The sequence below is a fragment of the Streptomyces sp. ADI95-17 genome, from assembly GCF_003846175.1.
Taxonomy (GTDB): Bacteria; Actinomycetota; Actinomycetes; order Streptomycetales; family Streptomycetaceae; genus Streptomyces; species Streptomyces sanglieri.
This window is the reverse complement of record NZ_ML123046.1, coordinates 655243-679292: the sequence shown is the minus strand read 5'-3', so window position 1 is coordinate 679292 and position 24050 is coordinate 655243. Positions and strand designations below refer to the sequence as shown.

The 24050-nt window shown below is 70.2% G+C and carries 24 protein-coding genes and 5 pseudogenes; 17 read left to right on the top strand and 12 right to left on the bottom strand.

What is annotated here, in order from left to right; all coding sequences use genetic code 11:
- Window positions 1-49 precede the first annotated feature (49 nt).
- Together EES42_RS16840 and EES42_RS16835 are read left to right on the top strand one after the other, a co-directional pair.
- A complete protein-coding gene (locus EES42_RS16840; protein ID WP_124719023.1) occupies window positions 50-2266 on the top strand; it encodes a S9 family peptidase in 2217 nt (738 codons plus the stop codon).
- A gap of 39 nt (window positions 2267-2305) precedes the next feature.
- Complete coding sequence (locus tag EES42_RS16835) at window positions 2306-2758, top strand: Rieske (2Fe-2S) protein (RefSeq protein ID WP_124719022.1); 453 nt, start codon at window positions 2306-2308, stop codon at window positions 2756-2758.
- A gap of 199 nt (window positions 2759-2957) precedes the next feature.
- Here EES42_RS16835 and EES42_RS16830 read toward each other — a convergent pair whose 3' ends face one another.
- Window positions 2958-3611: a cysteine hydrolase family protein gene (locus EES42_RS16830; protein ID WP_124719021.1), complete on the bottom strand. Its 654-nt coding sequence runs from the start codon at window positions 3609-3611 to the stop codon at window positions 2958-2960.
- 113 nt (window positions 3612-3724) lie between these two features.
- On the opposite strand from EES42_RS16830, the gene EES42_RS16825 reads away from it, so the two are divergent.
- Window positions 3725-4201, top strand: a complete 477-nt coding sequence (locus EES42_RS16825) for a pyridoxamine 5'-phosphate oxidase family protein (RefSeq protein WP_124719020.1) — start codon at window positions 3725-3727, stop codon at window positions 4199-4201.
- 13 nt (window positions 4202-4214) lie between these two features.
- Here the strand turns inward: EES42_RS16825 and EES42_RS16820 are convergent, their stop codons facing one another.
- Complete coding sequence (locus tag EES42_RS16820) at window positions 4215-5123, bottom strand: LysR family transcriptional regulator (protein WP_124719019.1); 909 nt, start codon at window positions 5121-5123, stop codon at window positions 4215-4217.
- Between the two features lie 74 nt (window positions 5124-5197).
- Between EES42_RS16820 and EES42_RS16815 the strand changes: the two genes are divergently transcribed.
- Complete coding sequence (locus EES42_RS16815) at window positions 5198-6229, top strand: DMT family transporter (RefSeq protein ID WP_206433484.1); 1032 nt, start codon at window positions 5198-5200, stop codon at window positions 6227-6229.
- Between the two features lie 42 nt (window positions 6230-6271).
- Here EES42_RS16815 and EES42_RS16810 read toward each other — a convergent pair whose 3' ends face one another.
- On the bottom strand, window positions 6272-7603 hold the full coding sequence (locus tag EES42_RS16810; RefSeq protein ID WP_124719018.1) for an aminotransferase class I/II-fold pyridoxal phosphate-dependent enzyme: 1332 nt from the start codon (window positions 7601-7603) through the stop codon (window positions 6272-6274).
- Between the two features lie 35 nt (window positions 7604-7638).
- Between EES42_RS16810 and EES42_RS16805 the strand changes: the two genes are divergently transcribed.
- The gene (locus EES42_RS16805; protein WP_124719017.1) at window positions 7639-8334 is read left to right on the top strand and encodes a pyridoxamine 5'-phosphate oxidase family protein; all 696 of its coding nucleotides are present in this window, start codon (window positions 7639-7641) and stop codon (window positions 8332-8334) included.
- 179 nt (window positions 8335-8513) lie between these two features.
- Here the strand turns inward: EES42_RS16805 and EES42_RS16800 are convergent, their stop codons facing one another.
- Both EES42_RS16800 and EES42_RS16795 read right to left on the bottom strand, forming a co-directional pair.
- Window positions 8514-9551 carry an EamA family transporter gene (locus tag EES42_RS16800; protein WP_124719016.1) on the bottom strand — a complete coding sequence of 346 codons (1038 nt, stop codon included), beginning with the start codon at window positions 9549-9551 and terminating at the stop codon, window positions 8514-8516.
- Window positions 9552-9666: 115 nt separating this feature from the next.
- The gene (locus EES42_RS16795) at window positions 9667-10236 is read right to left on the bottom strand and encodes a Clp protease N-terminal domain-containing protein (protein WP_124719015.1); all 570 of its coding nucleotides are present in this window, start codon (window positions 10234-10236) and stop codon (window positions 9667-9669) included.
- A 243-nt stretch (window positions 10237-10479) separates the two neighbouring features.
- On the opposite strand from EES42_RS16795, the gene EES42_RS16790 reads away from it, so the two are divergent.
- A complete protein-coding gene (locus EES42_RS16790) occupies window positions 10480-10701 on the top strand; it encodes a hypothetical protein (RefSeq protein ID WP_124719014.1) in 222 nt (73 codons plus the stop codon).
- Between the two features lie 61 nt (window positions 10702-10762).
- Window positions 10763-11194, top strand: coding sequence for a type II toxin-antitoxin system Rv0910 family toxin (locus tag EES42_RS16785; protein WP_124719013.1), 432 nt, complete (start codon window positions 10763-10765; stop codon window positions 11192-11194).
- Between the two features lie 83 nt (window positions 11195-11277).
- Here the strand turns inward: EES42_RS16785 and EES42_RS16780 are convergent, their stop codons facing one another.
- Window positions 11278-11883, bottom strand: coding sequence for a PadR family transcriptional regulator (locus tag EES42_RS16780; RefSeq protein WP_124719012.1), 606 nt, complete (start codon window positions 11881-11883; stop codon window positions 11278-11280).
- Between the two features lie 380 nt (window positions 11884-12263).
- On the opposite strand from EES42_RS16780, the gene EES42_RS16775 reads away from it, so the two are divergent.
- Complete coding sequence (locus EES42_RS16775) at window positions 12264-12503, top strand: DUF7660 family protein (RefSeq protein ID WP_124719011.1); 240 nt, start codon at window positions 12264-12266, stop codon at window positions 12501-12503.
- Between the two features lie 130 nt (window positions 12504-12633).
- Here EES42_RS16775 and EES42_RS16770 read toward each other — a convergent pair whose 3' ends face one another.
- Window positions 12634-13212, bottom strand: coding sequence for a DUF4240 domain-containing protein (locus EES42_RS16770; protein WP_124719010.1), 579 nt, complete (start codon window positions 13210-13212; stop codon window positions 12634-12636).
- 432 nt (window positions 13213-13644) lie between these two features.
- Between EES42_RS16770 and EES42_RS16765 the strand changes: the two are divergent.
- A pseudogene (locus EES42_RS16765) lies at window positions 13645-14160 on the top strand (TnsA-like heteromeric transposase endonuclease subunit); the annotation flags it as partial.
- Window positions 14153-14398, top strand: a pseudogene (locus EES42_RS16760) (transposase family protein); the annotation flags it as partial. The pseudogenes EES42_RS16765 and EES42_RS16760, both read left to right, overlap by 8 nt.
- Window positions 14399-14554: 156 nt before the next feature.
- Here the strand turns inward: EES42_RS16760 and EES42_RS16755 are convergent.
- Entirely contained in the window at window positions 14555-15280 is a 726-nt protein-coding gene (locus tag EES42_RS16755; RefSeq protein ID WP_124719009.1) for a DUF2625 domain-containing protein, read from the bottom strand.
- 288 nt (window positions 15281-15568) lie between these two features.
- Between EES42_RS16755 and EES42_RS16750 the strand changes: the two genes are divergently transcribed.
- Both EES42_RS16750 and EES42_RS16745 read left to right on the top strand, forming a co-directional pair.
- Entirely contained in the window at window positions 15569-16627 is a 1059-nt protein-coding gene (locus tag EES42_RS16750) for a phosphotransferase (RefSeq protein ID WP_124719008.1), read from the top strand.
- 43 nt (window positions 16628-16670) lie between these two features.
- Window positions 16671-17308: pseudogene (locus EES42_RS16745) on the top strand (transposase); the annotation flags it as partial.
- Window positions 17309-17344: 36 nt separating this feature from the next.
- Here EES42_RS16745 and EES42_RS16740 read toward each other — a convergent pair.
- On the bottom strand, window positions 17345-18274 hold the full coding sequence (locus EES42_RS16740) for a LysR family transcriptional regulator (protein WP_124719007.1): 930 nt from the start codon (window positions 18272-18274) through the stop codon (window positions 17345-17347).
- A 114-nt stretch (window positions 18275-18388) separates the two neighbouring features.
- Here EES42_RS16740 and EES42_RS16735 point away from each other — a divergent pair, with 114 nt between their 5' ends.
- Together EES42_RS16735 and EES42_RS46160 are read left to right on the top strand one after the other, a co-directional pair.
- On the top strand, window positions 18389-18916 hold the full coding sequence (locus EES42_RS16735) for a DapH/DapD/GlmU-related protein (RefSeq protein ID WP_124719404.1): 528 nt from the start codon (window positions 18389-18391) through the stop codon (window positions 18914-18916).
- A 101-nt stretch (window positions 18917-19017) separates the two neighbouring features.
- Window positions 19018-19389: pseudogene (locus EES42_RS46160) on the top strand (hypothetical protein); the annotation flags it as partial.
- 38 nt (window positions 19390-19427) lie between these two features.
- On the opposite strand, the gene EES42_RS16720 reads toward EES42_RS46160, so the two are convergent.
- Both EES42_RS16720 and EES42_RS16715 read right to left on the bottom strand, forming a co-directional pair.
- Entirely contained in the window at window positions 19428-20162 is a 735-nt protein-coding gene (locus EES42_RS16720; RefSeq protein WP_124719005.1) for a GNAT family N-acetyltransferase, read from the bottom strand.
- Window positions 20163-20301: 139 nt separating this feature from the next.
- Window positions 20302-20802: a GNAT family N-acetyltransferase gene (locus EES42_RS16715; protein WP_124719004.1), complete on the bottom strand. Its 501-nt coding sequence runs from the start codon at window positions 20800-20802 to the stop codon at window positions 20302-20304.
- Between the two features lie 162 nt (window positions 20803-20964).
- On the opposite strand from EES42_RS16715, the gene EES42_RS16710 reads away from it, so the two are divergent.
- Window positions 20965-22092, top strand: coding sequence for a hypothetical protein (locus EES42_RS16710; RefSeq protein ID WP_124719003.1), 1128 nt, complete (start codon window positions 20965-20967; stop codon window positions 22090-22092).
- A 166-nt stretch (window positions 22093-22258) separates the two neighbouring features.
- Here EES42_RS16710 and EES42_RS44735 read toward each other — a convergent pair whose 3' ends face one another.
- Window positions 22259-22462, bottom strand: coding sequence for a hypothetical protein (locus EES42_RS44735; RefSeq protein ID WP_164495250.1), 204 nt, complete (start codon window positions 22460-22462; stop codon window positions 22259-22261).
- Between EES42_RS44735 and EES42_RS47590 the strand changes: the two are divergent.
- Together EES42_RS47590 and EES42_RS16700 are read left to right on the top strand one after the other, a co-directional pair.
- Window positions 22367-23045, top strand: a pseudogene (locus EES42_RS47590) (IS630 family transposase); the annotation flags it as partial. The gene EES42_RS44735 and the pseudogene EES42_RS47590 sit on opposite strands and share 96 nt — an antisense overlap.
- On the top strand, window positions 23029-23964 hold the full coding sequence (locus tag EES42_RS16700; protein WP_241196412.1) for a hypothetical protein: 936 nt from the start codon (window positions 23029-23031) through the stop codon (window positions 23962-23964). The pseudogene EES42_RS47590 and the gene EES42_RS16700, both read left to right, overlap by 17 nt.
- Window positions 23965-24050 lie beyond the last annotated feature (86 nt).

The window sequence follows — 24050 nt, the reverse complement described above, 5'->3', positions numbered from 1 at the left end:
GCCCTGCCAGGCCCACCCGGTGGCTGCCCGCCCCTGTCATGGTGTCGCCATGAATCCGACGAACGATGCCACCGCCGACGACACGACGCAGAACACCGACGGTTTCCCCGAGCAGTTCGGGCGGACCCACCGGTTCTCGCTCGGGGTGCCCCGCGGCTTCACCGTCTCCCCGGACGGCGCACGGGTGCTCTTCCTGCGGTCCACCTCCGGTACGGATCCGGTCAGCCGGCTCTGGCTGTACGAAGACGGTGCGGAGCGGCTGCTCGCCGATCCGCTCGGGGCCGGGCGCGGCGACACGGCGGGCGACCGGGTGCCGCCGGAGGAACTGGTCCGCCGTGAACGGGCGGGAGAGACCTCGTCGGGTGTGGTGTCGTACGCGACCGACGCACAGGTGCGGCTCGCCGCCTTCGCGCTCGACGGCGGACTCCGGGTGGTGCGGACGGACGGTAGCCCGCCGCGCCGGATCCGGACCGCCGGTCCGGTGGTCGATCCCCGCCCCTCACCGGACGGCACGCTGATCGCGTACGTGTCCGGCGGCGCGCTGCGGGTCGTCACGGCGGAGGGGACGGACGACCGGGTGCTCGCCGCCCCGGACGGCGACCGGGTGACATACGGACTGTCCGACCATGTGTCGGCCGAGTCGATCCACCGCTCGCGCGGCTATTGGTGGTCGCCGGGGAGCGATGCGCTGCTGGTGTCGCGGGTGGACACCTCGATGGTGCGGCGCCGGTACATCAGCGATCCGGCCCATCCGGAGCGGCCGCCGCGCGAGATGGCGTATCCGGCGGCGGGCACGGCGAACGCCGGGGTTTCGCTGCACCTGGTGCGGGTGTCCGGGGAGCGGCTCGCGGTCCGGTTGCCGCGCGAGGCGGAGACCGGCCATCCCGAGGGCGTGTGGACGGACCGGTCGTTCGAGTACGTGGTGTCGGCTGCATGGGACGGGCACGGGCCGCTGGTCTCCGTACAGACGCGTGACCAGCGTTCGGTGTACGTGCTCGCGGTCGATCCCGGCACGGGCGGGACACGGGTCCTGAGCCGTGCCCACGACCGGGCGTGGGTCGCACTGCGGCCCGGCACGCCGTTGCGGCTCCCCTCCGGTGCGCTCGTCGTTCCCGCACGGCCGGGCGGCGACAGCCAGGGGCTGGCGTTCGACGGTCTGGAGACGCCTGTGGGGCTGGAGGTCCGCGAGGTGGTCGGAGCCGACGGCGACCGGGTGTTCTTCACCGCGAGCGAGGAGCCGACCGAGGTCCATGTCTGGTCGTACGCGGCGACGGCACCCGGTGGCAGCACCGCCGTCCCCGTGCGCGTCAGCGAGGCCCCCGGTGTGCACACGGCCGTGGTCGGCGGCCCCACCGTGGTGCTGGACAGCAGAACCCCTCAGGGACAGACGGTCACTGTGCTGCGGGACGGATCGCCGGTGGGCCAGATCGCGGTCCTCGCCGAGACTCCGCTCGTCGTACCGAGGCCCGCGGCACTGAGCCTCGGGAAGCGGGAGCTGCGCAGCCGGCTGTATCTGCCGTCGTGGCACCGGCCGGGCGACGGTCCGCTGCCCGTGCTGCTCAACCCGTACGCCGGCCACGGCATGCAGGTGGTCCTCAAGGTGCGCTCCTGGTGGGTCGCGGTCGCCCAGTGGTTCGCCGAGCAGGGTTTCGCGGTGCTGGTCACGGACGGCCGGGGCACTCCGGGACGTGGTGAGGCCTGGGAGAAGTCGGTGCACGGCGACCGGCTGACGGCCGTCCTCGACGACCAGATCGACGCGCTGCACGCGGCCGCCGCGCGGTGTTCCGCGCTGGACCCGGCCAGGGTCGCCGTACGCGGCTGGTCGTTCAGCGGGTATCTCGCCGCTGCCGCCGTGCTGCGGCACCCGGAGATCTTCCACGCCGCGGTGGCCGGTGCCGCTCCGGCCGACCGGCGGCTCTACGACACCCATTGGGAGGAGCGCTTCCTGGGCCACCCGGATGTACTGCCGGAGAACTACGAGCGCAACTCGCTGCTCTCGGAGGCGGCCGGGCTGACCCGCCCGCTCATGCTGGTGCACGGACTTGCCGATGACAACGTGGCCGTCGCCCACATGCTGCGGTTCTCCGCCGCACTGCTGGCCGCGGGCCGGCCGCACACGGTGCTGCCGCTGTCCGGGGCCGGTCACCGGGTCGTCCGGGCGGCGGGCAGCCTGTTGCTGCTGGAGCGGGACTTCCTCAGGAAGTCCCTGGGTGTTGAACACGGGGGCCCCGCCGCGCGTACCCCCGGTCGTACACCTGAGTCGTGAACATCGAAGTCGTGAACACCGTGGAAGGGAAGAACCGGTATGACCACAACGCAGAATCACGAGGGCCGCCCCCGGCGGCGGGCCGTTGTCACTGCGGTCGGGGCCGCCTCGGTGGCTGCCGTACTCACCGCCTGTGGCAACCAGAAGGACTCGGGCGGTTCGGGTGTGGTCGAGCCGGCCGGCAGCGGAACGGACGGCAGCGGCGCCTCACTGACGCGGACGGCCGACATCCCCGAGGGCGGCGGGAAGGTCTTCGCCGACCGGGGTGTGGTGGTGACGCAGCCGAAGGCCGGTGAGTTCAAGGCGTTCTCGTCGAAGTGCACCCACCGGGGATGCACGGTGTCGCGCGTCTCGGACGGCACCATCGACTGCCCCTGTCACGGCAGCAGGTTCGACGCGGCGACGGGCGCGGTGAAGCACGGCCCCGCCACCGAACCGCTGCCCGCCAGGACGATCACGGTCTCGGGCGGCGAGATCACGCTCGAACCCTGACCGCACCGCCCCGGTGGTGTCAGGCCTCCACCACCCGCTCCGGCCTGTCCCCGGCGGTCTCCGCCGGACCGTCGCCCGGCCGGAGCCGAGCTGCACGGCCGGGCCCCAGCCGAATCCGGCGACGATGGCGGCCGCCCCCGGTATCGCGGTCAGGCTGCTGTCGGCGTCCGGAGCGGCTCGGTGTACAGGGGCCTCTCCGTCAGGACCGGACCCCGCGCGGGGCCCGGCTCAGCCAGCAGCCCAGCACCTCGTCGGTGGTGGTGATGGTGGCGACGAGAGCGAGCGTGTTGCGGATCATGGCGGGGGTGTAGTCGGCCGGCACTCCCGCGATGGCGTCGGAGGGCACCACGGCCGTGTAGCCCAGATTGACCGCGTCGAACACGGCGTTGGGGACGGCCACATTGGCCGAGACCCCGGTGACGACGAGGGTCCGGCAGCCGAGGTTGCGCAGCAGCGCGTCCACATCGGTCCCGGCGATGGGCGAGAGGCCGTGCAGCCTGCGTACGACGAGGTCCTCGTCGGCCACTTCGATCGGCGCGGCGATCCGTACCGCCGTGGTGCCGCGGTGCTGCTGCACGGGCAGCCGGCCGGCGGCCCGGAAGAGCCGGGCGTTGCTGTTGGCGCCCCGCCCGTCGGGGCGCCGTTCGGCCACCGCGTGCAGTACCTGGACCCCGGCCTCGTGCGCGGCCGCGACCAGCCGGGCGACCCGGAGCAGGGCGCCGGAGGACCGGGCCTCGTCGGCCAGTTCGGGCAGTGCGCTCCCCGGGCCCACGACCCCCTGCTGGCATTCGACCGTCAGAAGCACGGTGGTGGCCGGATCGAGCTGCTCGACGAGCTGATTCTTCGACGGCACGGCTGACCCTTTCTGCGGCGGACCGGGCGCGCGAGGCTAACGGCCATTGCGTGATGAGGGAAGAGCCCCCATGATTCCTGACACACTGTCAGACACCGGGAGGAGGCGCCCCCATGGCCGCCATACAGCGACGGGGCCGTCGGATCATGATGACGGACGCCGAGCGCGACACCTATCTCACCGAACAGCGCACCTGCCGCGTGGCCACCGTGTCCGCGGACGGCCACCCGCATGTCGGCGCCCTCTGGTTCACCTGGGACGGCACCTCGCTCTGGCTGTACTCGATCACCCGCAGCCTGCGCTGGTCCCAGCTGCGCCAGGACCCCAGGATCGCGGTGGTGGTGGACGACGGGGTGGAGTACGCGGATCTGCGCGGCATCGAACTCTCCGGAGAGGCCGTCCCCGTCGGCGAGGCACCGCGCACCGGCGACACCTGCCCCGGACTCGTCGTGCCCGAAAGGCTGTTCGCGGCGAAGTACTTCGGGATGGACACCATGCCGCACGACGGCCGGCACGCCTGGCTGCGACTGACACCGCGGACCATCACCTCCTGGGACTTCCGGAAGCTCGCGGCTCCGCCCACCGTCTGAGGACCGCGGGGGTCTACGGCGCGTCCAGCTCCCGCCCGGCTGCGCGCAGGGCCTTCACCGCCGCCCTGATCGAAGGGCGCCGGTCCGCGTCGGTACGCCAGACGGCATGCACGTGACGCCGCATCTTCTGCCGTACGGGCACCAGCCGCACCCCGTCCGGCACCGGGCCGCGCCCCAGGCGCGGCGCCACACAGACCCCCATGCCGGCGGCGATCAGGGCGAGTTGGGTGTGATGCTCGCCCGCCAGGTGCGCGATGCGCGGTTCGATGCCCTTCGAGCGGAGGGTGAACATCAGCCAGTCGTAGCAGAACTCGCCCTCGGGCCAGGACACCCAGTCGTCCTCGGCGAATTCCTCCAGATCCACCTCGTCCCGGCCGGCGAGCCGATGACCGGCCGGCATCGCGATGTCCGGTGCGTCGTCCAGGAGTTCGGCCTTGGCCAGGCCTGCGGGCACGGGCAGCCGCTTGTTGCTCCAGTCCAGCACCACGGCAAGGTCGATGTCGCCCCTGATCACCGCGCGGATTCCGTCCTCGGGCTCCAGTTCCCGGGTACGCACGCGCAGGTCGGGGTGGTCCCGGCGCAGTGCGAGGAGCGCTGCGGGGAAGAGTCCGCGCGCCGCGGTCGGAAAGGCGGAGAGTCTGATCTCGCCCACCACCTCACCGCGCTGCGCCTCGATGTCGGACTGGGCCAGCTCGACCTGGGACAGGATCCGGGCCGCATGGTCGGCGAGCAGCCGGCCGGCATCGGTGAGCCGGACCCCGCGCCCGTTCTTGGCCAGGAGCTGCTGCCCCACCTCCCGTTCCAGTTTCGCCATCTGCTGGGAGACCGCGGACGTGGTCACATGCAGTCCCTCGGCGGCACTGCTCACGGAGCCGTGCCGGGCCAGTGCGTCCAGGGTGCGCAGGCGCTCCAGATTCAACATGTAAGCAATGCTACGCAGACCTTCATACAAAGTCTCGCTTGTTCTACGCGATCCGGTTCGACATCGTTGGCTCCATGAGCGCCACTGTCACGCCGAGTGCCACCTCTCCCGCCGAGTCCGCCGCCGGTACCCTGCCGACGGCCGAGGGATCCACCACCGGCACCGCGGTGACGGCCGCTGCGGGGCCCACCGCCCGCCCGGCGCTGAACTGGCGGATCCGGTTCGGGGCACTGTCGATCATCTGGGGCTTCAGTTTCCTCCTGATCAAGGTCGGCACCGAGGGGTACGCCCCGTTCCAGGTCACCCTGGGCCGTCTGCTGTCGGGCACGGCGGTGCTGGCCGTCGCGATGGTGGTGCGCCGTGAGCGGCTGCCCCGCGGCGCCCGCACCTGGGGACACCTGGCCGTCGCCGCGTTCTTCCTGAACGCGCTTCCGTTCTCGCTGTTCGCCCATGCCGAGCTGACGATTCCCTCGACACTGGCAGGCATCTGCAACGCGACCTCACCCCTGTGGGGCATGGCGCTGTCGCTGGTCGCGCTCTCCGAGGACCGGCCGACCCGCCGCCGGGTCGCCGGACTGGGGCTCGGCTTTCTCGGCGTACTGACCGTGCTCGGCGCCTGGCAGGGCTTCTCCGGGCTGGACTTCAGCGGCACGGCGATGGCCCTGCTCGCCTCCCTCAGCTATCCGATCGGCTGGATCTACGTCCGCAGGACGCTGGCGGGCAACGGTTCGTCGACGCTGGCGCTCACCGGCAGCCAGCTCTTCCTGGGCACGGCGCAGATCGCTCTGGTGACCCCGCTGTTCACCTCGGCCCCCGATGGTTTCCCGCTGCTCCCGACCCTGGCCGTGGTCGCCCTCGGGGCGCTCGGCACCGGCCTCGCGGTCCTGTTGCAGTACGGCCTGGTGGAGGAGGTCGGGCCGACGACCGCACAGATGGTCACTTACTTCATCCCGGTCATCGCCACCGCCGCCGGCGTGGCCGTGCTCGGCGAGCAGCTGAGCTGGAACACACCGGTGGGGGCCCTCGTGGTCCTGGCAGGCGCCGCCCTCACCCAGGGCAGGGCCCGGGGCGGCCGGGCTGCGAGCAGCAGAGCATCCAGCGACTGAGCGGGGGCGGAGCGGCGGCTGGGCCTGGACCTGGACCGACAATCACCCGTAGGTCAGCGGCTTCACCGGCCCCGCCGCTGCCGCCACCGCATCCGCCAGTGGTTCGATCTCGTCCTCGGCGAGCGACGAGACGGTGAGCCGGATTCCCTGGGGCGCGGCCATCCGGAACAGCGCCCCGGGCGCCACGGCCCAGCCCGCGTGCAGCAGCCTCGCCACGGCGCCGGTCTCGTCGCTGACCGGCACCCACACGTTCATCCCGCTGCGCCCGTGGGCCACCACGCCCCGCTTCGCCAGTGCCCGTACCAGGCCGTCCCGCCGCTTCGCGTACGCCCTCGCCACCTCCCCCGGGTCCACGGCGCCCGAGGTCCACAGGTGCACCACGACCCGTTGCAGCAGCCTGCTGACCCAGCCGGGGCCCAGCCGCTGCCGCCCCGCCACCCGGTCGACCGTGACCGGATCGCCGGTCAGCACGGCGACCCGCAGGTCCGGCCCGTACGCCTTGGCCACGGAACGGACGAAGGCCCAGCGGTCCGTGGTGCCCGCCAGCGGACGGAGCGGCAGATCGACGATGCCGTGCCCGTGGTCGTCCTCGATCAGGAGGACATCGCGGTGTCCGGCGAGGACCCCGCGCAGTTCGAGGGCGCGTGCGGCACCGATCGCCGCGCCGGTCGGATTCTGCGCGCGGTCGGTGACCACGAGCGCGCGGGCACCGGCCTTGAGCGCATCCTCGACGGCACCGGGCATCGGCCCCTCGTCGTCGACCGCGACGGGCACCGGACGCAGCCCCAGCGCCGGTACGAGATCCAGCATGCTGCCCCAGCCGGGGTCCTCGACGGCGACCGCGTCACCGGGTCTGAGCTGCGCGACGAGGATCCGCTCGATCGCGTCCAGCGATCCGGAGGTCGCGACCACGGGCCCGGCCGGCACCCCGTCGGCGTCCAGTGCGGCGCGGGCGAGCGCGGCGAACTCCGGGTCCACCGGCGCCTGTCCGTACATCCCGGGATCCCGTCCGTACTCCCCCGCGACCGCCGCGAAGGCGTCCCCCAGCACGGGCAGCAACACCGGATCGGGGTTGCCCGCGCCCAGGTCACGCACGCCCGCGGGTGCCTCGACCCGGAGCGAACCGCGCGCCGTACTCGCGGGGCGCGGCCGCACCCTGCTGCCCCGGCGCCCGGCCGTCTCGATCACCCCGCGCTCACGGAGCGTGCGGTAGGCGGCCGCCACCGTATTCGGGTTCACCCCCAGCTGATCCGCCAACTCCCGCATGGGAGGCAGCACTTGACCCGGAACGAGCTCACCGGAGCCGACCCCACGCTCCACACTGGCGGCAATTTCCGATGCGCGCCGCCCAACAATCCGATACTCTCCTAGCACAAACTAGATTATGCACTAGTGCAATGGAGTACGCAATGCCGGACACCGCATCGCCGCAGCCCACGGCCCCGGACACCGCCACCGGCTACGAGCCGACCGAGCGCACCGTCCCGACCCGTTCCCGCGAACGGGCGTCCTACGACAGCGAGGTGGTCCACTCGATACTGGACGAGGCGTACGTCTGCCACCTCGGCTTCGTCCGCGACGGCGCGCCCGTCGTGCTGCCGACGCTCTTCGGCCGGATCGGCGACCGGCTCTACGTACACGGCTCGACGGGCTCCAGGCCGTTGCGCGAGGCGGGTCGCACCGACCCCGGCCTGCCCGTGTGCCTCACGGTGACGCATGTCGACGGGCTGGTGCTGGCCCGTTCCGCCTTCCACCACTCGATCAACTACCGCTCCGTGGTGGTCCACGGCGTCGCTCACACGGTCACCGACCCCGAGGAGCGGCGCACCGCCCTCGATGCGATCGTCGACCACGTGGTGCCCGGCCGGTCCGCCGATTCCCGGCCCGCCGACGAGAAGGAGCTGGCCGCGACCGCGGTGATCCGGCTGGACCTGCGGGAGGTGTCCGCCAAGATCCGTACGGGCGGCCCCAACGACGAGACCCGCGACCTCACGCTCCCCCACTGGGCCGGCGTCGTCCCGCTCGCCCGCGGCTACGAGACACCGCTCCCCGCGGACGACCTCGACCCCGCCATCGGCGTGCCGGACTACATCACCGAGCTGTGACGCACCACGGCTGACGGGACATCGCGGGGCGGGCGAACCGGCCGGGAACCGGGCGGGCCCGCCCGGCAGGGCCGGCGCCGGTCAGCGGGGACTACGGCCGAGGCGCGGAGCAGCAGTTTCCCCGGCGCCGGGTCCCGCCGGGCAGCGGACGCCCTCGAACCACGTCAGGTGACGGCACGTCACATCGCGGCGCGACCGGCGGAAAGTTCCCCCTCGGCGGCAGCCCGGCCGCCGTCCGGCCCTTCGGGAACCGCCGCGCCGGATCCCGGCACGACGGGCCCCGAAGGTGCCCGCGGTGTCGAGGACTGGGCGATGAAGGCACCGACCAGCACCATGGCACCACCGAGGAGCTGCGGCGCCGACAGGTGCTCGCCGAGCAACACCCAGGCGAGCACCGTGGCGATGACCGCTTCGAGGCAGGCGACGACGCCCGCCACCGCGGGAGAGAGCAGCCGCACCGAGATCACTCCGGTGACATACGCGATCACGGTCGCCAGCAGCACGATCCAGACGAGCAGCAGCCAGGCCGGAACATCCGTACCGTCCATGCCCACCGTGCCACCCAGCACGGCCCAGTCCATGCCCCAGGGCTGCGCGACCACGGTGAGAACGGCCGCGCCGATCAGCAGCCCGTAGGCGATCACACCGACCGGATGCGGCGGTTCGACGCCGTCCGATCCGTCCGCCCCGTCCGCACCTCCCTGGTCCGAGAGAACGAAGTAGCCGACCTGGCAACAGGCGGCACCGAGCGCCAGCAGCAGTCCGACCACGTCGAAGCTCAGCCCCGACCAGACCTCGACCACGCACGCCAGCCCGCCGACAGCGAGCACCACACCGACCGCGGCCCGCCGGCTGACCGGCCTGCGCTGGACGAACCGCACCCAGCCGAGTACCAGCGCGGGCGCCAGGTACTCGACGAGAAGAGCGACCCCGACGGGGATCCGGGAGATCGCGGCGAAGTAGAAGGCCTGCACACCCGCGACCGCGAGCAGCCCGAAGCCGAGCAGCAGGACCGGCCGGCTGCGCACCAGGTCCCGGTGGCGCCAGACCACCGGCAGCATGACCAGGGCCGCACCCGCCACGCGTAGCCACACCACATGGAGCGGATCGAGCCCCGCCTCGATCAGCGGCTTGGCCGCCACCCCTGAACCACCGAATGCGAACGCCGAGGCCAGGGCTAGTCCCAGGCCGGCGCTTCTCCCCTGAGACGCGTGCATCGGCCCATCATGACAGCTGCGGTCAGGAGCGTCATCCAGGTGACCCCTGACATGCCCACCGCTGAATACGCAGCCGCACACCGGCCACCGCCACCGAACCACCGGGCCCGGACGGTCAGCCTCCGCATTCCGGCACACCCTGCCCGACGGCGTCCGCGACACGGGCCGCGAGCCGGTCCGCGTCGACCCCGCCCCGCACCAGCACCTCGACGGCCCGGCACTCGTGGTCCGTGGCCAGTGCCGCGAGCAGGTCGAGCCCGCCGGCCCGTACGTCGCCGCGCGACTCCGCCCGTTCGAGCGCCCCGGCCATCGCCGAGGCGGCCGACGGCGACCAGCCCTCCAGCCCGGTGCCCCGCACGACGGAACCCGGGTCGGGGAGGACCGGGACGGCACCGGAATCCTCGACCGAGCCCTGCCAGCGGAGCCCGTATCCGATACTGCGCTGGACGAGGTAGCCGAGCACCCTGGCGAGCTGGGGTCCGCCCTCGAAGGCCGCCCGCACCGCGGGGTCCGATTCGATGAGGGAGTGCAGCAGATGCGCCGTGTCGATCTGCCGGTCGCCGTCGCGCAGCGCACGTCGGCGGGCGCCCGTCACGACGGCGGCCAGCTCCACGGTGAGTCTGGCGTCGAGCTCGGCGCGGTTCGGTACGGGTTGCTGGGGAATCCGCGGCGTCCGGTTCTGCACATCTCTCACCCCATCAGCCCTGCGGCGCGAATACATCCCCGGATGGGCCCATCCAGGCATCCCACGCAAGTTGGGCACACCCGAACGGTTTCTCCTCCTTGCGGATGAGATCTCGCCATTTCTGGATCCGATCGGAGAAAAGGGCGCGCGCCGCCTTGCCACGCGCTCCCCCGGCAACCGGAAGCCGCCCCCATACGTCCCACAGGCCATACCCATGCGACAGCCGGAAGGGAGCCCACGGACGTGTCCTGGTTGGTCGCCCTGCCGGCACTCGACGGGCGGGAGTACGTGTACCGGGTCCACGCCCCGGCCGACGCGCTGCGTGCGGACCTCTTCTGGGCCGCGTTCCACTGCCACGACGACGGTCCGCACCCCCGCGCCTTCGACAGGTTCGACGCCGCTCTGATCTGGCGCGCGGGAGCGGAAGGAAACGGTCCGATAGATCTGACGGTTCATCAGTATTGAATGTTCCGGTCACTGCGGCTACGTTCCGCGACACCGTAACCCGCCGAGAAGGGGTGGTCGCATGGCCGAAGTCAGTGCAGAGGCACGCATCGAAGCACCGGCCGAGAAGGTGTGGGCCCAGCTGACGGACTTCACCGCGTACGACCAGTGGAACGCCACCCACACCAGCTTCCCCAAAGGCGGCCCGGCGACACTCGAACTCGCCGCCACCTACGAGGAGAACATGAAGCTCATGGGTTTCCCGGCCGAGGTGACCTGGACGGTGGCGGAGCTGGAGACCGCACGCCTGCTGACCACCAAGGGCAAGGGCCCGATGGGCGTCAACCTGGCCATGCGCTATTCACTGACCCCCGACGGTGATGCGACCACGGTCCGCATCGACGGGGAGTTCACCGGCGCGGCGGTCTCCCTGATGGCCGGAAAGCTCAAGGACTCGGCGACGGCCGCGCTCGTCGAGTCATTGCGCAAACTGGGCGGCCTCGTCGCCGTCTGACACACCCGGCAGACGGGAAGGGCCTCGCGGCTCGGCCGCGAGGCCCTTGTCACCACACCCGTGGGCACCGCACCTCACGGGGCTCAGTGCTCGTCGGCAAGGATCAGATACAGCTTCTTACGGGCGTCACCGATGACCGCGAGAGCCTTCTTCCGCTGGTCGGCCGAGCCGGTCTTCCAGACCTGCCCGAACGCCTCCATCAAGCCGAATCCGGCCTGACGGATCTCATTGGCACTCTCCCAGTCGACGCCACGCCCGGCTTCCTCCCAGGGCGCCTCGGACCCCGACTCCGCCTCGGTGCGGCCGGCGTCGGTGAGCGTGAACAGCTTCTTGCCACCCTCGCTCGCGCTGACGATCAGACCCTCGTCCTCCAGCAGCTGGAGCGTCGGATACACCGAGCCCGGACTGGGCCGCCAGGCCCCGCCGCTGCGCTCGCCGATCTCCTGGATCATCTCGTACCCGTGCATCGGCCGGTCCTTCAGCAGCGCCAGGATCGAAGCGCGTACGTCACCGCGCCGCGCCCTCCCCCGGCCACGCCCGCCACCGAACGGCCCGCCACCGAACGGCGGCCCGAACGGCCCGAAGGCGGCCCGCCGCCCCTCGAAGCCACCACGCCCCGGACGACCGGGCCCCCAGGGCCCATGACCGTGACCATGCCCGAACTCTTGCTCGTGCCCATGTGAACGCATCGCTCTACTCCTTCTATCGTTGATCTGTCGCGATGCGTCAACGATATATCGGAACCGATCGCCTGACAATCCCTGGGCAAGGGGCACGGTTGACCTGTGACAGTGATCGTTGATCGATTGCCAGGGGAGGTTGATCAAAGCTGCTTTGTGTCAGTTGAGAGTGACCACTTGGCCGTCTGTGTCAGCGAAGGCTGACCGTTGTGCGGTGTTGCGCTGCTGATAGTTGCCCCGTCTCGGATGCCCGGTTGGCTGCCGTCAGTAATGGGGCGTACTCACCAGAGCCGCCGGAGCGCCCCGGCAAGTACGGGTGAACGGGCTCTGTCTCTGATCTTGTGATCTGTCTGGATCTCCGCGCGATCGCACGGGGTACGTTGTCGTCCATGCCTCCCGAACCGCGCAGCCGTGAAGAGCTGGTCGCCTTCCTGCGTGACCTGCACAAAGAGTTCCGCACCCGGGGCCAGGAGTGGGAGAACGGCACCCTGGACGACTTCCTGGAAGCACTTGCCGCATGGGTGCACGACTCCCCGGGCGCGTACAAGAACGCAGATGAGCAGATCCCGCCCGACGGCGATTGGACCTTCATGGCCCGAGCCCTCCGCGCAGCCACCCTCTACGAGTAGGGCAGAGCCCTGCGCCGCTCTGGTACGTCACAGGATCAGCGACAGAGCCAGCGAACGTGCTCACCCGGATGGCAGGTCCAAATCCCATGCCCTTTACCTACCGTCATGGACGGCGGCGCCGCGTCACCGCTTAGGAACTTGCTCCCGCAGGGAAGAGGGCGTCGAGTCGGGGTGTCCCAGTTCTCCGCGTCGCCTCTACGGTGTCGATCTCTGCTTCGGGCTTCACCCATGTCTCCTGAACGGCTTCCAGGGCCTCGTAGAACGCCTCCGCGCAGTCGCCCTCCCGGCCCGTCAGCTCGTCGAATACCTCCTGGGCCACATAGTCGAGCTCCTCCCATTCCGGCCACTCGTCGTCACACCACTCCCGCATGTGCCGTCCTACCAGGGCTCGCACCTCAGCAACGTCGGCGAGGGCATCCGGATCAGCAAGCACCGCCTTGTACGTCCCTTGTCCCTGGGCCACCAGCCAGAGCGCGAAGTAGTCGAAGCCGTCGTCGGAGCACAAGCCACCCTCGATCCGGCTCACCGCTCGCCACACTGCGTCCGTAGCGACCGCCTCGCACGCGGCCTCCAGATGCGCCTGAAACTCCACTCCCTCCGCGGCTGGCCGACACCGCAACTCCCCGCGCAGCCACTCCAACCGTTCGTGCCGGTCACCGGGTCGACAGCTCAGCTCATCCATGAGCGCCCAGAAGGTCTTGTCGTTCATGCTGCACAGCATCGCAACCGCCACTGACATCCTCGGTAGCTCCTTCTGTCAACAGCAGCAGCGACCGCCCTGCCACCCTGCGCAGCCTCGGGAAAGCCCACCTGTCGCATCACGTGTACGCAGGCAGATGGGTGTCTGCACGATCAGCCGCTCGGCTGCTCAGCCTTCTTTGGCTGCTCAGGCCGGCCGCAGGACAGCCGGTAGCACTCGCGCGAGCACCAACGCCACGCCGGGTCCAGCCGTCCTTGCGGCGGTCAATCGGTTTCTGGCACTGGCCGCAGGCCACCGGCTTGAAGAAGATCGACGGGTCAACGCCCCCAGACGACCATGTGCGACAGCGGAGGCTGCACCAACGGCGAGGGGGCGGCGGGCGACTTCGCGTTATCGGCCTTTGAGCTGGAGTTTTACGGTGTCGCAGGTCACCGTCGGCTGCTGCTTGGAGAGACTTGGAGCGTTCGCTTCGAGGACGCGAGCCAGTTCGCCGGTTCCGGTGGGCGAAGGGCGGCGAGAGCTTTCCGGGCCGGTACTACACCGCGACGACGGCTGACCATGTGGGATACGAGTCGTGACTGGAACGGGATCGGCTGGTCCTGCTGGATCGCGATCCGGAGGTGGTCGGGATCGCTTCGCAGCCGTTCTGGCTGCACTGGCACGACGGGCGGGAACCGCGTCGTCACGCCCCTGACCACTTCGTACCGTTCGCCGACGGCCGGGCCCGGGTGGTCGATGTCCGGTCCGTCGACCGCCTGGGCGAGCGGGCGGAAGAAGCCTTCGAGGCAACCCAGGAGGCTTGCGGGGCGGTGGGCTGGGCGTTCGAGTGGGCGGATACGCCCGAGCCGGTGTTCATGGCGAACGTCCGCTGGCTGGCCCGATGCCGGGGCCGAGCGGGTTGGCGACCCGCTGCAGGTTCTTCCGGTGCTGTTCCACCTGCTGTGGTCCGGCCGTCTCGATGTCCCGCTCGGTGCTGCCGCACCGCCGGCTGCTGGCTCTGGACGAACGGCTGGAGCGCGCGGCGGCACGGCCAGTGATCGTCCCGGAGATGATCGTCTGCGACCACGGCAAGGCGTTCATCTCCCGCAACTTCCGCTCGGCCTGCCGCTTTCTGGAGATCGAGTTCCGGCCGACGCACAAGGGCTCGCCCTTCGAAAAGGGGCACATCGAGAAGATGCTGAGCTCGGTGGCCACGCCGCTGTCAGGAATGCGGCGCCGCCATGCCCAGGCCAGATCCTGCGTCGAACGTGCTCACACCGCTGCCGGCAGAAGGCCTACCGCCAACGAAAGGCGGCACTCGCGTGGGAAGCCGGACTTCGCTGACAATCTTGACGAGCGGCAGTGGACCCGGTCATACGTCGCCGAGGAACCCAGGATCAGACGGCCCCATCTGCCGGGCGAAGTCCGCAGCGACTCCGATGACCTCGCGCATCGGCACAGGCCTCCTACTTGTCGCCGCTAGATCGGCATGGGCCTCCTTGGACCACAGGAACGGATACACAGAAATGCCCTGCGGCAAGGCCAGGGCCGCAGCTTCCTCACGCCAGCCAGGCCATCGCAGCCCGTCGTAGAACGTCTCCAACTGGCCCGAGAGCAGCCAGGAGACCCACCCGGAGTGGCCCATTTCCATCGCTTCCCACTCAAGAGTGTCGGGAGCGAAGTACGTCATCTGCCCAGGTGCCCCAGGCCGGCCCGCAGCCGCAGGATCGCCACCGTTCAGCGCGAAGACCCCGCCGACGACGTCGTGGCCGACGATCAGACCTGTCGCGGGATGCCAGACCGGATCGAAGTATGCGGGGAAACGGTTGACCTGCGCCAGACTCGGGAGCCCCCCACCCGTGACCGAACCCCCGCCGAACACACGCACCCACCCGTTGTCCACGAGCAGACCGCCGGTGTTCAACGCCAGAGCACCCAGCATCGATCGCGCCGTGACCTGCATCTGCAGAAGGCATCGGCGACCCTCGTCAACATCGGCAGACAGCACCTGAACGGGCACGGAGCCCGCCGAAAGCATCTCGCGAAGCTCCGGCCACGCCGGATCAACCACATTGACCAACTCGTCGATCTCTTGCATCCGAGGATGGTCGCACCCTCCCTCATCGCCTCATCAAGCGGGCTGAACCACACCGGCCTGGAAGCCCGGTCGGCGAATTGGGCAGCAGCGACCTCGTGGTCAAACTTCGCTGACAATGGTCAAGGTTCACTGTCACAGGACACACGGTGACCTGTCTCGGCGAAGGCTGAGGCTTGATGGTTCGTCCCGGTGAAGGCTGATCGACTCAATGCCGGTCGGCCGGGGGCGTGTTCGGCGGTCGGCTGAAAGTGCGCTCGGGCGTGCGAAGCCACGGCTACGCTCGTCGGCATGCCGAACCGTGTTCCGTTCGACGAGGCGCTGCTCTCCACCGTGGGCACGCCCCAACTGGCCAAACTCCTGGACAGCAGTCCGCGGTCACGGGTGTGGCGGGTGCGGCTGACGGACCGACGGCTGGTGATCGTCAAGCAGATCACCGACGGCGGGGACACGGGTGCCGACGCGAACACGCGCTTCGCGCGGGAGGTCGCCGGGCTGCACCTGGCGGGGCGGGCCTCCGGGCCCGCCGTGGCCCCCGCGGTGCTCGCCACGGACCTGTCCTCGCGGGTGATGGTCCTCGAACATTTGGACGACCTCGGCAAGACGGACGACTGGATGCCCGGGTACGCCGAGTCGCTCGCCCGGCTGCACGCCCTGACCGGGCCCGCCGACGCGGGCGCACTACCGGTCTGGTCGGGGCCCACGGCCACCGACGCGGAGTCCTTCCTCACCCTGGCCAGGGCGCTCGACGTGCCCGTACCGTCCACGGTTCCCGATGAACTCGCCGGTCTCCTGGAGCGGTTGGACCCCACCTCGCACCATGCGCTGCTGCACGGCGACCCCTGCCCCGGCAATGATCTGCGTACCGCCGACGGCGTCCGCTTCGTCGACTTCGAGCGGGCCTCGCTCGGCAACGGCCTGATCGAACTCGCCTACTTCCGCATCGGCTTCCCCACCTGCTGGTGTGCCATGTCGGTCACCGCGGCCCCGCTCACGGAGGTCGAGGACATCTACCGGACCACCTGGCGCGGCCTCACCGGGAAGGACGTGCCGGGTGACCTCGCCGACGCGTGCGCGGGCTGGCTGATCCAGGGCGACGCACTCGTCGAGCGGGCCCACCGCGGGACGGTCGACCAGTTCGCCCGGGTACCCGCCGAGGACTTCGAGTGGGGCCACGTCTCCGCTCGTGAGCGGCTCGTCCACCGCCTGGACGTGGTCGCCGGCATGACCCGCGACCACGATCACCTGCACGCCGTCGGCCGCCTCAGCTCCGCCCTGGCCTGCCGTCTGCTCGAACGCTGGCCGAATCTGCGTCCGCTGCCCACGCATGACGCCCGACCTTGGTACTAGCCCTCTGAGTCAGGATTTCTGTTCAGATTTTCAGGCTTGCCCTATGGCACGGACGTGGCGGCCGAAGACTGAGTTGACGTTGTCGGACGAGGAGTGGGCCGCTCTCAAGGGGTGGGTGCGGCGCCGTTCGACACCGCAGGCGTGGGCCCTGCGGTGTCGGATTGTCCCGGCCTGCGCCCGGGGTGTCTCGAACAAGGACGTGGCCGCTCAGCTCGGGTCCACGCCGAAGAACGCAACCCACTGGTCGACGCGTTCGATGGCGAAGGAACTGGGCCTGTCGCAGTCGGCCGTGTCGCGGATCTGGCGGGCGTTCGGCCTGCAGCCGCACCGCTCGGAGACGTCTCTGCTGTCGACGCGTCCGTACCGGTCCACCTTGTGCTGGACAACTACGCCACCCACAAGACCCCGGCCATCAGGACCTGGCTGCCGGAACACACACGGTTCCACCTGCACTTCACACCCACCGGATCGTCCTTGCCCAACCTGGTGGAGCGATGGTTCGCCGAGCTGACGGACAAGCAGACAGGGCGAGGCGTCCGCAGGCCTGTCCAGGCCCCGGAGAAGGACATCCGGACCTGGATCGCCGCATGAACCACCGACCCCAGGCCCTACGTCCGGACCAAGACCGCAGACGAGACCCTCGAACGCCTCGCCAGCTATCTGAACAGAATTCCCGACGCAGAAGACCAGGGCGTGTCTGTCAATTCGGTCGTCTGGTCAGCGGTCCACCCAGTCCGGCACCCACACGTCGTGCGGGGTTCGCGGGCCTGCGGTGCGCAGATGGTCGCGTAGCGCGGTCAGCACGGGGTGCTGGTCTCCGCTGCGGAACAGCAGCACGTGCGGGTAGACCGGGGTCGGGTCGTGCAACGGGATGCGCCGCAGGTCGTGGGTCTGGGGCCACAGGTACCGGTCCCCGCTGCCGACGAGGGTGGCCAGCGAGGCCGAGTCGGCCAGCGCGTCCATCAATGCCTCGTCACCGAAGTTGGGGCCGAGCGCGTCGATGCTCAGGCCGAAGGCCTTGGACAGCGCCTGGTAGAACGCCGCCCACTCCGTGCCCGGCCTGATCCCGGGAATCCAGATGCGGTGGCCGGCCAGGTCCGCAGGCCTGACCCAGGGCGCGTCAGCCAGCGGGTGGCCGGGTCCGACCAGGAGCTCCAGGGGTGCGTCCAGGAGTCGTTCGGCGCTGATCCCGGCCGGGACCTGGTCTGCCGGCAGCGCACGGAAAGACGCGTCGACGGTCCCTTCGAGCACCGCCTGGGCGGCCTCGGCGGCGTTCTCCTTGCTCAGCGTGACCGCGTCCAGGTCCGTCTCGGGGTGGGAGCGGTAGAACCGGTAGACGGCCTGGGCCGGAGAGATGCGCCGATTGAGGACATCGACGCGCAAGGGACGGCTGCCGGGGCGCACGGCCTGCTCGGCCTGCTCGATGGCCGCCAGAACCTTCCTGGCGTGCGGCAGGAAGACCTGCCCGTCCAGGCTCAGCCGGGAGCCTCGGGAGGTCCGCACCAGGAGCGTGACCTCGATGTGCCTCTCCAGGGCCGCGATCCGCTTGGAGACCGCCTGCTGGCTGATCCCCAGCTTGTCGGCAGCAGCCTGGAACTGGCCGGTCTCGGCGACGGCCACGAACGTCCGCAGCGCTTCAACATCCATGCTTCCACCCTACTTTCACAACCATTGGTTGTGTCCGGTGTGGTGCAGGGTTGTTTGATCGAGTGTTCTGCGCGGTGGTGGGATAAGCGCATGTCTACCCGCACAGAGCAGGTCATGTATGTCCAGACGCCTGAGTTCGCGCGTCATGTGGAGAGGATCGTGGAGGTGACCGATTCGACGTCTCGACTGAACGTGCTTCCGTTCAGCGACAGCGAAGGTCGCGCAGAACTACTTTCTGTTGTGTTCGGTGGCCCGCTGCCGGAGTCGGTGATGATCTACCCGCCGTTCTTTACCGAGTACGGGCTCAACACGACGTTCGGGGAGAACGTCTTCGTCAACCAGGGATGCACCTTCATGGACAAGGGAGGCATCCGTATCGGCAACGGCGTCATGATCGCCCCGAAGGTCAGCCTCATCACCGGAGGCCATCCGCTGCCCCTGGCCGAGCGCCGCGAGTACCTCTCCTTCGCCCCGATCGCCATCGAGGACGACGTCTGGATCGGGACAGCTGCCGTGATCACGCAGGGGGTGACCATCGGCGCCGGTGCGGTGGTCGCTGCCGGTGCGGTGGTCACTCGTGATGTTCCCGCCGGCACCGTGGTCGCGGGAGTGCCCGCCCGGGTGATCAAGACGATCGACTGATCCCGGCCGGGCTGCCGGCCGGGTGCGCGGCACCTCTGCGGTCTGATCCTGACGCCTCGTCACGCCCGGCTGACCGACCGGCAGTGGGACCGCATCCGACCTTCGGATCCTGGAAGACCGTGTGGGCCCGCCACCGCCGCTGGGCCGCCGACGGGACCTGGGACCGCGTGCCCGGCGTCCTGCCCGCCCGCGCGGACGACGATGGGCTGTTGATCGGCTGGCGGCTGGCGGCTGGCGGCTGGCGGCTGGCGGCTGGCGGCTGGCGGCTGGCGGCTGGCGGCTGGCGGCTGGCGGCTGGCGGTGAACTCCACCATCACCCGGGCCCACCAGCACGCCACCAACACCGCCGCCCCGAGAAATGCCGGGCCGCAGCCCGAGGGCATGGCCTCGACGCCGACCGAGAGCCCGCCGGGCACGCGATCGGCTGTTCCCGCGGCGGGCTGACCATGAAGATCCACCACGCCGTGGACGGTCCTCTTCGGCATCTCCAAGTCGGGAGCGGACCGGGCCCTCAAGCGATTGCGGCAGCGACCTCGAAACTGAGCTGGGAGCCCAGCTCCTCGAAACCCAACGCGGCGGCAACACGCCGGGAGGCGGCAGGGCGCGCCCGCCATTGCGGCAACAGCCCGGTGGAGAGGGCATGAGCGACCGCAGCTGAACCGGTCACCCGCGCCAGTCCCCGTCCTCGCGCTTCCGGCGCGGTCAGTACGCTGAGATGGGCCGTCCGCCTCGGCCAGGCACGATAGCCCGCAGCAGCGACCACCCGACCGTGGTCACGCAGAACGAACGCGGGTGACGTGATCTCATCCAGCGCGGCCTCGCCGGCATCCTCAAGACCGGCCGCATGCTCCAGGAGCCGCACATCCGGGTGAGCCGAGGGAAGTTGCTCCATCACCATGGTGTCGGATGACACCGGCCGAAAACCCGCCGGAGACACGTACGACAGCGTCGCCGGCCCGAGCATCTGCCCCACCGAAGGGATCTGCCGGACCAGGTCTCCGTCCACGACGGCCGACACCGGCAGTTGTCCCCATGCGTCGCGAACGATCGCGGCGGCACTCTCACTCGGCGCGGTGGCGATCGCGGATCCGCCCAGCACCACCACCCCGACCCAGCCGACCGGACACAGCCCGGATCGCGGGGAGACCACCACGCTCACACCACCCGGTGGGGCGAACGACACAGGCACCCGGGCCAGTTCTTCCCAGAGCCGACGTGCCCGGGGTACCAACGCATCCATCCGCATGGATCCGAGCGTGCCAGTCGAGGCGGGCGGCCGACCCGGGAATCGCCCCTGTGTGACCAGCGTCAATGCAGCGATTGCCGCAGAATCTCGGTCCGGGCCACCGTCCGCCCCTCCCTCCCCCGGCATCAGTGGCTGGTACTTACGCCAAGGAGCGTGTGAGCCACACCAGTTCGCCGCGGTCGTCCGTCGAAACGTGATCGCGCTCGAAACCCAGCTTTTCGAGGACGCGGAAAGACGGCGCATTCCAGGTACGCACCGTCGCCCAGAGCCGCTGCCGACCGGTCGCGATCGCGGCGTCGATCACGGCGGCGGCCGCCTCGGTGGCATAGCCCTGCCCGTGCACCCGCCGGAACAATTCGTACGCGATCTCGGGCTCTTCAACGGAAGCCCGCCCGACAGTGAGTCCGCAATACCCGATGAAATCACCCACGTCACGACGGTTGATGACCAACAGAGCGAGCCCCGTCCTCGCCGGAGTGGAGAGCTGGGCCTCAATCACTCGCCGATTGGCCTCGATCGACGGCATTCCATCGCCCCGCTCGGCAGCGAGCGCACGATGGTCGTCGGCATCGGACATCGTCCACGGACGCATCGTCAGCCTGGTCGTCTCAAGATTCAGTGGCATCGTCGTGTACGGCATGGCAGCAATCTACCGACGCCGTCGCGGGCGAACCGGGACCAGCCGCGAGTACGTGGGCCGGGCGGCTGCGATCCGCCTCAGTGGACGGCGCCCCGACAATAAATGCGTTGGCCGGTCGCCGCCGAGCTGCGACGATGCCCCCGTTTCCCAAACGGAGGACATTTGTTCGTATTCGTGTGCGCAGGGTGCGGCGCCAGGTTGACCACCCGACTGTCCGAGGTCGCCCTGCCCGTCCACGCCCATCAGAAGTACGGGAACGGGACGCAGCTCCCGGTACTCATGGAGTCGGGCACGTTCGCCGTGGACCCTGAACCGTGGGGGCCACCGTGGCGGCCGTGGTCGGAGACCGATCCGGACGAGGCGGCGGCCCGCGGCATCTACGCACCGCTCCACGCGCTGTCCGACAGCACACCCGGCGCGATCGTCATCGCCCCCGGAGACGTCCGAGGCACCCTGCTGATCCTGGAGAGAAGCGGCGGATACTGCTGCGGCCTCGACGGGGCCGACGGCCGCAACATGGCCTGTGAGGCGTGCGGCCTGCCCGTGGCCAGCAGGATCGACGACTGCTCACTCTGGCAGGCGGTGTGGCTCGCCCCGAACGCCGTACGCCGCTGCCCCGTCGTCGGCGCCGACGCCGTACCGCTCTCCTGGGAGGAGCTGATGACGGAGGGGAGGAGCGAGAGCAGCACGCCCCCGTTCGAGCCGCTCGCCCGGTGGGGCGAGCGGATGGGGCCGAACCACTGGTGGTCATGGAGCCCGCAGTGGGAGGCGGCAGCAGGCAAGGCACTCGCCCATCTGCTGGCGGTCTCGGAAGGACGGCCGGTGACCGTCCCGGACGGCCGGACCGGAGAGGTGCTCCAACGCGCCCTCGACGCCCTGCTCCCCGCAGGCCCACCCGCACGGCGCGCCGTTCTGGCCGGACCGCAGTGCCCTGCTGTCGGCGCGGACGCCGACATCGTCCTCGTACCGATGCATCCCCAGACGGGGAAGATCTGGACCCCGGCCGACCCGGCCGACCCGGCCGCCTCCGCGCACCCGGTGCCACTGCCGTTCGGGGTGTGGCTGTGGCTGGCCTTCCCCGAGCCGTACCCACCCGTCCTGGCATCGGGTGTGATATCCGGCGACGTCCTCCGCGACTACCCGCCCACGCCGCGCCCCCGTCACGCGTTCCGGGCCGACCCGGAAGTGTTCCGGCACACCCTGGCACGGCTGCCGGCGGTCCGCAGCCCGTGGCTGCGCGAGATCCTCCAGAACCTCACGCAACACATGCGCGCCGGCGTCTTCTGGTGACGCGGCAGGCAACGTTGGCCCTGCTGTGACGTGCCACGCCGCCCGGGTGCTGCGCCGGGCGGCGCGTGCCGGTCGCCGTGGCAGTGTGGCGGAACGAGTGCATGGACGCGAGATCGACGATGCCGAGGGCCGACGGCTGGTACGGATCATCCGCCGGGGCACCGGGTCAGCGGTGCCCCGGCGGCGAGCCCAGATGGTGCTGCTGTCCGCGCAGGGCATGCCGGTGCCGAATGTCGCCGAGGTGTTGTCCGCCGGCAACGCCCGGGGTCGGGACGTGGTCCACGACTTCGACGTAGGCGACGGGGTCGTTGACGACATCAGCCACGAGGGCCTGCCTGGCCCGCTCCGCGAGGAAGGCGTCTCGGTTCAACGCCTGAAGACCTGGAAGACCTCCCGCGATCCGGACACGCGTCCAGGACAAGCCCCGCGTCGAGCACCTTCACGCGATCGGCGACGGTGAAGCGATACCCGAGGACGACGAGCCTGAAGTCAGCTTCTGCATGGACGAGTTCGGCCCGCTCAACCCAATGCCCCACCCGGGCCGGCAATGGGCCGAGCGGGACGGCAGGCGCAAGGACCCCGACCGTGAAGCCCCGGCGTCGGCGCCGGGCGGCCTGCAACCGCTACGGGGGCGTCCGTCACCCGTTCGCACCCCTGGACCTCAAGCACGACAGGCTCTACGGCCACATCGAACCCATCAAGAGGCGGACCCGGTTCCTGTGAGTTCTGCAACCGCCTGCACACCTCTACCCGCCCGAAATCCGTACGGCGATCGTGTGCGACAGACTCTCCCCGCACCTGACCACGAAACGGTGCCGGCGAGCCGGCTCCCGGGCGGCGGTCCGCAACGTGGAGATCGACCACACCTCGGCCAACTCCTCCTGGCTCAACCGCATCGAGTCACGATCCGCCGCCACCTGATCCGGCGGAACCGACATGTCGACGACCGCCGCCCGCACCGGTCCGACGCTGCCGGGCCCGGGTTCGATCTGCTGCGAAACCGCGTCCTGCCATGCGGATGGCACCACGCCCGGTGCCGGCTCGGCTACGCCATATCCTCCGCCTGTGACCAAGAACCGCAGACAGCCCGGGCAGCATCGCCACCCCGCCGAGCTGCCGCACCATCAAACGCTCCTGGACTGTACGGATTGGGCGTCGCTCGCCACTGTGCGCGGGACGGGCGAATCCCTGCCGGCGGCCCTGGCACGACTGCTCGACCCCGACCCGGTCGTCAGGGGAACCGCCGCCCGGGACGCGCTCAGGGAAGTGACCCACCAGAACACCATCTACGAAGCCACCGTCCCTGTAGCGCTCTACGTAGCGGCCGTCCTCGGCCACCCGGCCGTCTCGGCCGGCGACTTCGGCCACGACGCCGGCATGCCACCGAATCACCCGCTGCTCGTGAGGCTGCTCGACTGGCTCGGCAGCACTGCCCACGACGCCGACGACGAGTGCGTCGCCGTGGGCGAACGCCATTGCGGCGCGGACTTTCTTCAGGAGTGCAGGGAGATACGCGCGTTCAGAGACCTGCGCCCGGCGTTGTTTTCCGCCGTCCGTCCTCTCCTCGGCCACGACGACCCGGACGTACGCCACGCGGCCCTGGTCGCCGCCATCCCCCTCTCGGAGCATCCCGACCTCGTCTCGCACCGTGGCGAACTGGTCGACCACGCTCGCCGTTCGCAGGCCACCAGCACAGACCGCCACAACCGGAACCGCGTCCTGGACGCGCTGAAGGCATGGGGGTACGACACCGACAGCCTGGAGAACGCAGCCGACATCGCGGCCCGCGAACAACAGGCCCGTCGCATGGCCGAACGCGCTTACCGGGCAGGCAGCGGGACAGGTGGCCACTGCGAGGATCCGCCGTTCTGAGACAGGGATTCCGCAGCACCCCGGCCAACCGCCGAATCACCCATCGCGGCCACACCGCACAAGTTGAGCCGACGCCCGCAGTCATC